Annotated in this window: 1 protein-coding gene and 1 pseudogene; both read right to left on the reverse strand. The window is 63.3% G+C overall.

All coding sequences use genetic code 11. From position 1 onward, the window contains the following. A partial coding sequence (locus EAW56_RS12320) for a hypothetical protein (protein WP_147453334.1) occupies positions 1-346 on the reverse strand: 346 nt, incomplete at its 3' end. 82 nt (positions 347-428) lie between these two features. Beyond that, positions 429-1255, reverse strand: a pseudogene (locus EAW56_RS12325) (hypothetical protein); the annotation flags it as partial.

Raw genomic sequence — 1255 nt, forward strand, 5'->3', positions numbered from 1 at the left:
TGATGGCGAAGCCGCCGGCAAAGAGCCCGAAGAGGAACGCGAGGACCAGGAGGTTGGCAAAGCCGGGCAGGCTGATCTCATCGAGCTTGAGGCGCCGCACCGTGGTTTGCTGCATCGCGAGCGAAATCAACACCGGCACCGCCAGGACAGTAAACGTCTGCCAAAACCGCGTTGACAACCCGATGAAGCAGATGAGGCTCAGCGGACCCCAGATGATCAGGTTGGTTACCCAGGCGCGCACCGCCCACGCGTAGGCGGGCAGGAGGCGCAGCCTGCCCGCGGGCTGTGTCGGCGGCGGGGTGCTGTGCTCCGCGTACGGGTTCTGCCCACCATTCGGGGTGTTCATGCGCCTGAGACTAGCAGCGATTGGGCGGAATGTTTGGGGGTGATACCAATCCGTGACCTCAGCCGTTTCCGCTAGCGCACCGTTAGCGTACAGAGAGCGTGCTTTTCGACGGCACCGGGCCACCCGAGATCTGCCGGTAGGCATGCGCCCAGGTGAGGATGATGACGGGCACCGCGACGATGAGGCCGACGCCCACCGCTACCCCGCCGAGGACGAAGATGAGGAACGAGACAACGATGAGCCCCAGCAACGGCAGGTAGTTGCGCTGCGCCGCCTTAAACCCCCTGACGATGCAGCCGCCGAAATCGGCGCCGTTGTCCGCCGCGTACCAGACCTGCAGACAGAAGAACGGCAGGGTGGCCAAGAACAAGAAGAAGGCGACGTAGTCAAAGGGGGTCAACTCCGGTTCCACAACCGGGTACCCCGCAGGTAGAGGAGGCGCAGGATTGCCAGTGGCCAGGCGCAGCAACTCAGCAATGGCGACGATCAGCGCGAGGGCGCCAAGCGACATGATCCCGGTCAGCACATACATGCCGAGTGTCACCCAGAAGGTCGATGTGCCCTGCTCCGATGTCTCGTTCTTGTACACCAGCGTCTGCTTCAGCCCCAAGGAGATGCAGAGCGGGTACAAGGCGGCTACGACTAGCCCCCCGACGAACGGGATCAGGCCAACCAACAAGGCCAACAGCAGCCCGAGCCCGCACGGAATCCAGAACTTCCAGCGGGAAAACGTGGTGTTCACACCCCAGGTGAGCGCCTCGCCGATATTGAGCTTGCCGGTGCCCTTCATGTGGATCCACCCGTTGCGCTCAGGGGCGTTGATGGGGTGCGCGGTGCGGCCGTCGCCAAAGGTGTCGTCGATAAGCCGCTTGCCGTGGAACTTCATGGCGTTCACGGAATGGGAGAGGA

The sequence above is a fragment of the Corynebacterium gottingense genome, from assembly GCF_003693265.1.
GTDB classification, from domain to species: domain Bacteria; phylum Actinomycetota; class Actinomycetes; order Mycobacteriales; family Mycobacteriaceae; genus Corynebacterium; species Corynebacterium gottingense.